Here is a 6186-nt window from a genome sequence, read left to right on the forward strand (position 1 = left end):
AGTTCGACATCATGACGACCTCGTTCTTCCTGTCACGGCGTTCGCTCAAGGCCTCGCCCAATTCCGGCATGCCGGTGTGGCAGGACCGGTTGTTCATCGGCCTGGCGCGTACGGCGGCCGACGCGACGGAGTACTTCCAGATCCCGACCGGACGCGTCGTCGAGATCGGAACGCAAGTGACGATTTAGGGCATGCCGCGGTTGAGAAGAATCGGTGCTGTCACATTGATTGAGCGGTAAAGAAATTCAGGTAGCAGCGCGCCCGGCACTGTAAGTTTCAGCGGCTTGATGCAGCGATAGCTGGCCGGGACGGCTGTCACGCTGTGGCGACACACGCGATTTTGTTCCAGATTTGCATGGGGCGTTACGCAGGTCTCGATGTTGAGCCGATGACAGCGCATTGCAGGGAAAGTGAGCAGGTCGGCAATCGGATCATGGATGGAAACGAACCGCTGAAGCTGGCGTGCCGACTTGAAGCGTTTCATGATCCTTTCGCGTCGTCGGGTCGGCTGGTGCGAATTTTCCGCTCGATTATTCAGGCCTGTGTGCGACCGGTGTTCGACGCCGGGCATGAGGTCGCGCATGGCGGCATCATAGGATCGGAGCTTGTCGGTGATCATGATCCGTGGTGTCCGCCCTTGAGCTTTCAGCAACTTGCGCATCAGACGCTTTGCCGCCTTGGCATTTCGGCGGCTCTGTACCAGCACTTCGAGGACGAAGCCGTCCTGATCGACGGCACGCCAGAGCCACTGCTTCTTGCCACTGATAGCCACGACACATTCGTCGAGATGCCATTTGTCGCCCAGGCAGCCGGCTGATATTGATCTCCTGGGCGAAATGCCGTCCGAATTTCTCCGCGCAGCTTCGAACGGTCTGATGCGTGACGATGATGCCGCGGGCCGCCAGCATGTCCTCAACCATGCGCAGGCTGAGCGGAAAGCGAAAGTAGAGCCATACCGCGTGCGCAATGATCTCGGCGGGAAAGCGGTGGCGACCATAGAGCGGATCACGAGCAACTTCTGACATGGCCCAATGTACGCACATCTTCATAAGCTGTCGGTTGACTTTACGATGCCGCGCCAAGCGAGCAGCATCCGGCCGGCGGGGCCGACCCCGTCTCCCGGCCCTGAGCAGAACGGCATCGCGCAGGTGCCGCTTCATCCTCGACGCAGCCAGCCTGCTTTGCCGTTACCGCCGCCGCCGAAAGCGCCAGGCGTTGCCGCCAGGCGCCGATCCGCCGGCAGCGGTTCGTTTCCACCGATGATCCGATTGCCAACCAGTTCCACTTTCCCCCAATACCTGCGTAACGCCGCCATGCAAATCTGGAACAAAATCGCGTATGTCGCCGCAGCATGACAGCCGTCCCGACCAGCTATCGCTGCATCAAGACGCTGATATCTTTACAGTGCCCGCACGCCTCTCGCGCGCCAACGGCCAGTCGGGTGTCGCGAATGAGGCGCGCTGAAGCCATCCGGCTCAGCCGATCATGGCGCTTCGGTTGCCGGGTTCGAGGTCGTGGCCTCTGTGCTGCGCGATTCTAGCATTTGCGCCTTGGAGAGCTCTGCTTCAGCCTCGGCGAGGCATGGCTCGGCTGCGGTTCTCTGCCGCAGAAGGTCCGATTGTGAATTCTTGACGTTGTCACGACGTAGGCGAGCGGCCTTGGCGAACGTCGGATAAGCGAAATGATTGACATCGGAGATGCCGGCCTTCGTTTCCTCGGCGTTTAACTGGAAGTCCAGTTCTCGCGCCATGCGTTCGAAATCGGCAATCATGATGTCTAGCTGGTGCAACTGTCGCCGCTTCTCATTCACCTGAAATTGATTCAGTCGGACCAGATTACCTCGTGGCTTCATGACTCGGTACTCCGGTACCCATTTCGTCCAATCAAACCGCTCTCTCCCCTTAACGTTAGGCCTACAGCGACTCTCACGTTTTCTGCTGCGAGCGGAAACATATTTTCCAAAATCCTTGGCCGATGGCTATGAGTTCAATGGCATCGACAAGCATGCGAGCGGGGGACTTAAGGGGCGGTAAAAAAAGGCGGAATAGGGCGATTTTCACAATGTCTGCATATGAACGCGTTGAGACTGCGGGGGCTTGACACACAAAGCAATCGTCAAGATTTGCGACATGGACGCCGGGGGGCATGAATACGCCCGCCGTCAGCTACACGCCCCCCGATTTCCGCCGCCTATTATCGCCCACGCGGTCTGGCTTTATTTCCGGTTTCCGCTAGCCTGCGCCTGGTTGGGGAAATGCTGCTGGAACGCGGCATCGTGGTTTCATATGAGACAAGTCGCCGGTGGGGCATCAAGTTCGGGCTGGACTGCGCTCGCTGCTTGCGCCGCAAGCCGCCGTGCCGGAATGATGTCTGGTACCTGAACGAAGTGGTCGTCACCCTCGCCCGGCAAAAAGCTTTGGTTGTGGCGCGCCGTCGACCAGGATGGATATGTGCTGGACGAAATCGTGCAAAACCGCCGCAACACCAAGGCCGCCAAGCGCTTGCTGACGCGGCTGTTGAAGAAGCAGGGGCTCGCGCCGAAGCGCATGATCACCGACTAGCTGCGCTCGTATGGAGCGGCAAAGCGACAGGTAATGCCGGACGTCAAGCACCGGTCGCACAAGGGGTTGAACAACGGAGCGGAGAATTCCCATGTGCCGCCGCGAAAACGGGAGCGGATGATGCAGGGGTCCGATCGCCGGGAGGCCTGCAACGCTTCGTCTCGACCTTGTCAGCCCTCCGCAACCTCTTCGTCCCGCCCCGCCCCAAACGTTCTGCTCTCGCCATACATGTTCATCGCCTCAGCGCGATGGCGCTGGTGATATCACGACGCGTTTGTACCGCTCGACCTACGCCACAGGTGCCGACGCTGTGACGAGCTTCGTCGGTCGCGTGTCGAGTGACGGCACCGGGGACAATTATCGTCGACCGCAGTCCATTGCCCAGACCAAGGCGCTTCTCGGCGTCGGCACGATGGCAAATCGCAGCGTCACGATCTCGGCCGCTGCCCCTTCTGGCGGCGTGGACGGTGATTTCTGGGTGCAGCCGTAATGGCCCTTTACGTCAAAGCCTCCGGGGTCTGGGGGGCGGCCAGCGCCGTCTGGGTGAAAATCTCAAGCCTCTGGACCAGGGCTCGACAAGTCTATGTGCGCAGCTCGGGCGTCTGGGAGAAAATGTTCCCGATAGATCTGGTCTTCAATGGCACTCACGAAGACTCGACTGCCACGACCGGTTACACCCACACCAGCATTCCGCTTCTTGTCGCGCCACACGCTAATCGTCGTGTCATCGTGACAACTGAGACCACTGACACCGAAAGTGCAGTGACCGTCAACAGTATGACGATTGGGGTGTGGCTGCCACCCTTCTCGCTCAGGTGGAAAGCATCTTCAATTCTGGTGTGGTCTATCTGTCAGTGTGGTCAGCCCTCGTGCCAACCGGTACGACGGCAACGATCGTGACCACGTATAGTGAGAGCGTGTTCCGTGACTACATGTCGGTCTATACGACCACCAATTGGGATGGTGTGGTGGGCACTGTTGCCTCTGACAACAATTCAACGGGTGGCCTGACAACGACCGTCAGCATTGGTGCCCTGGGCGCAGCGATCGCAATTGCGGGCAACGCCACCAATGGGGGCATCGGCACTGCGACATGGACCGGGCTGACCCAACAGTTCTCAAACACACCAGTCACGAATAGAAACCACAGCGGAGCAATGGCCATAGCTACCGCCGCCCAAGCTGGCCTCACCGTAACCTGTGCCTACAGCACTACTCCAGCACTTGCCGCACTGCTGGTGGTTCCGCTTAACATGTCCTGCCCAGGCCAGGGTGCGCAACTCCTGACTGGCGACGGCGTCGGCGACATGCCTTACGGACTCGTATTGCCAGAGCTTGTAATCGTCGACAAACCAGCCAAGTCGGCTCTCGATCGCCGTAGCAAGCTCGTTATAGTCGAGGCTGTCGAGGCCGAGATCCCGCATTCTGGTTGTCATCGACACCTCTACTTTTTCGGCAACTAGAGCGTTGAGGGTTTTGAGAACCAGTTGTTCAATTTCAAGTAATGTCATCACTAATACATGCCTTTTGCTTGCAGATTCAGGTAATGCAACCCTGATCGGGGCGCAACCCCCAAAACGAGGTGTGCCGTTGAAACATGTTCTTGTCATTGACGATGATGCCGCAATGCGGCGCCTCATCGCCGATGCATGCCCTGAAGGTAACCGCAGTCCACGATAGCAAGCAGTTTGACTATGTTCTTTCACGTGAGCCAGTCGATCTCGTGGTTGTTGACCTTAACCTAGGCCGGGAGGATGGACTTGCGATCGTCCGCAATCTGGCGACAAAATCGGATGTTCCTATCATAGTGATCAGCGGCGACCGGCTTGATGAGGCGGAAAAAGTGGTTGCACTGGAGCTCGGCGCAACCGATTTCATTCCCAAGCCTTTCGGGATGCGCGAATTCTTGGCCCGCATTCGAGTAGCGCTACGCCAGCGCATTTCTAGTCCGCGAACCAGAGAGCAGAGCTCATTTCGCTTTGGGGCCTGGAAGCTCAGCGTGAAGCAGCGGCGACTGATCTGTGCGGAGCGTGGCGAGGTCAAGCTTACCGCATGTGAGTTCAATCTCTTGATCGCATTTCTGGAGAACCCCCGCAACGTGCTATCCAGAGAACGGCTTTTGCTCGCGAGCCGTGTGCGTGGAGAAGAGGTGTACGATCGAAGTATCGATGTCCTAATCATGCGCTTGCGCCGAAAGCTGGAGGCTGATGCGGCCAACCCTCGCCTGGTCAAAACATCCCGTGGCGCAGGGTACTTCTTCAACGCTGACGTAGATGTTAGCTACGGAGGCACGTTGGCCGCGTGACAGTGAGCTATGCTGGAGATTGGGGTGACGAGGGGCTGATCAAGCCTTCCAACAGTACCAGCCTGATCAATTACAGCGAGAGCTACCGGTCCGGAGATCGCATCAGCGCCTCTGTCGTCAAGAGAGCTGTTCTGCTTGACCCCAGCCATGGAGCTCAACGCCCCGCGTCGGAGCGCTCCCTGCTTCTGAAGGAAGCCATTAGGTCCGCTCGGGCTTGATCGGAGGCTTGGCTGATGGACGTCGTGGTTGCTTCGCTCAGTTGCCGCCCCATGGCGCGGCTTTGCGGATTGTCAGTCCTCTGCCTCTTCGCCGGTCTCAACAGCGCTGTGTAATGTTCATTGTTTATGATGACGCCCCCGCTGTTCACGAGGTTGCTCCTGTCAAGTGTACTCGTCAGTCCGTCCTGGGCCTCGCGCTTCTTGCCCAAGTGCCGTTCAAACGGCGCTGGCGCGACTTGTTGAGCTCGAGAGATGGGTCCCTGCTCTCCTGCGTGGCCATGAGCTTGTGCCGCGGTCTGCGCAGCGGCGTCCCCAATGGCACGAGCCTCCATGCCGACTGCGTCTTCCGGACGAGCAGCAAGGGCAATTTCGCGCCCGAGTGCGAACTTCCGGACATGAGTTAGTGCACTGATTTCAGCGGTTTTCATATAGCGCTTGGCATCTTCATCCAGCGACCGCTCGTGAAGCCGATCCGCAATCCCCGGCTTTTTGTTTTCAACCAGGCATTGACTGAAACGTCTAAGAGCAGACCCATAGACCTCAACGGTACGGGGTTTCGGCCCGGTCGGCGCTGCCTCGTACGCTTTGATGAGAGCCGCTGTGTACTCTCTGATGAGCACGGCGTCGGCAGGGTGGGGATTCAGGGCAGGGCGGCCCACCACTGGCGCTCCGCCCGCCCACGTCTTGAGACGACCCAGTGACCCAGCCACGGCCGAGGGGCCGCCACCCCAGATCTCGTACTCCTTGCGATCCCGATCCAGCGACGAATCGTGAAGCCGATCCGCAATCCCCGGCTTGTTATTTTCAACGAGCCAATGACCAAAGCCGAAAAGAATATCTACATGGCGCTTGACCGTGATCTCCCCGACCTTACCGGCATAGAGTGCTGACCTCAGCCCTTCGACAAGGGTCGCATCGTTGGAATAAAGAGGACCCTTGTCGGGACCGGAGACCACTTTTGGGCGATCTGGCTGCACCGCCGCCGGCACAGAACGAGCATGGTCACGCAACTCGGACGGTGCGGGGGGATTCAGATCAACCACTGACGAATCCGGCGCATGATGATGGCGCGCCGTTGAGTGACCCGGCTGCAGCACCGAGG

At 58.8% G+C, this 6186-nt stretch carries 4 protein-coding genes and 5 pseudogenes; 4 read left to right on the plus strand and 5 right to left on the minus strand.

The features are described from left to right. Window positions 1-188: KUP/HAK/KT family potassium transporter (locus NKH97_RS32985; RefSeq protein ID WP_352443283.1), on the plus strand; the 188-nt coding region annotated here is incomplete at its 5' end. 127 nt (window positions 189-315) lie between these two features. Here the strand turns inward: NKH97_RS32985 and NKH97_RS32990 are convergent. From NKH97_RS32990 to NKH97_RS33000, 3 genes and pseudogenes are all read right to left on the minus strand, one after another. Beyond that, window positions 316-1025: pseudogene (locus NKH97_RS32990) on the minus strand (IS6 family transposase). Between the two features lie 50 nt (window positions 1026-1075). Continuing rightward, a pseudogene (locus NKH97_RS32995) lies at window positions 1076-1275 on the minus strand (DUF1403 family protein); the annotation flags it as partial. Between the two features lie 208 nt (window positions 1276-1483). Beyond that, window positions 1484-1852 (minus strand): flagellar export protein FliJ, encoded by a 369-nt coding sequence (locus NKH97_RS33000; protein WP_352799929.1) that lies wholly within the window; start codon window positions 1850-1852, stop codon window positions 1484-1486. Window positions 1853-2145: 293 nt separating this feature from the next. Between NKH97_RS33000 and NKH97_RS33005 the strand changes: the two are divergent. Together NKH97_RS33005 and NKH97_RS33010 are read left to right on the plus strand one after the other, a co-directional pair. Next, window positions 2146-2875: pseudogene (locus NKH97_RS33005) on the plus strand (IS6 family transposase). Continuing rightward, window positions 2872-3051 carry a hypothetical protein gene (locus NKH97_RS33010; RefSeq protein ID WP_031194388.1) on the plus strand — a complete coding sequence of 60 codons (180 nt, stop codon included), beginning with the start codon at window positions 2872-2874 and terminating at the stop codon, window positions 3049-3051. The pseudogene NKH97_RS33005 and the gene NKH97_RS33010 overlap by 4 nt, the downstream one beginning before the upstream one ends. Window positions 3052-3679: 628 nt before the next feature. On the opposite strand, the gene NKH97_RS33015 is transcribed toward NKH97_RS33010, so the two are convergent. Beyond that, on the minus strand, window positions 3680-4201 hold the full coding sequence (locus tag NKH97_RS33015; protein ID WP_352799932.1) for an acyl carrier protein: 522 nt from the start codon (window positions 4199-4201) through the stop codon (window positions 3680-3682). On the opposite strand from NKH97_RS33015, the pseudogene virG reads away from it, so the two are divergent. Next, window positions 4152-4866: pseudogene (gene virG, locus NKH97_RS33020) on the plus strand (two-component system response regulator VirG). The gene NKH97_RS33015 and the pseudogene virG sit on opposite strands and share 50 nt — an antisense overlap. 154 nt (window positions 4867-5020) lie before the next feature. On the opposite strand, the pseudogene NKH97_RS33025 reads toward virG, so the two are convergent. Next, window positions 5021-6186, minus strand: a pseudogene (locus NKH97_RS33025) (hypothetical protein); the annotation flags it as partial.

Source organism: Mesorhizobium sp. M0870, assembly GCF_040319775.1.
GTDB lineage: Bacteria > Pseudomonadota > Alphaproteobacteria > Rhizobiales > Rhizobiaceae > Mesorhizobium.

What these genes read in the sequence shown, in the direction of transcription:
- NKH97_RS33000 (WP_352799929.1), bottom strand. Translation starts at nt 1,852, where the DNA reads ATGAAGCCACGAGGTAATCTGGTCCGACTGAATCAATTTCAGGTGAAT.
- NKH97_RS33015 (WP_352799932.1), bottom strand. Translation starts at nt 4,201, where the DNA reads ATGAGGCGCCGCATTGCGGCATCATCGTCAATGACAAGAACATGTTTC.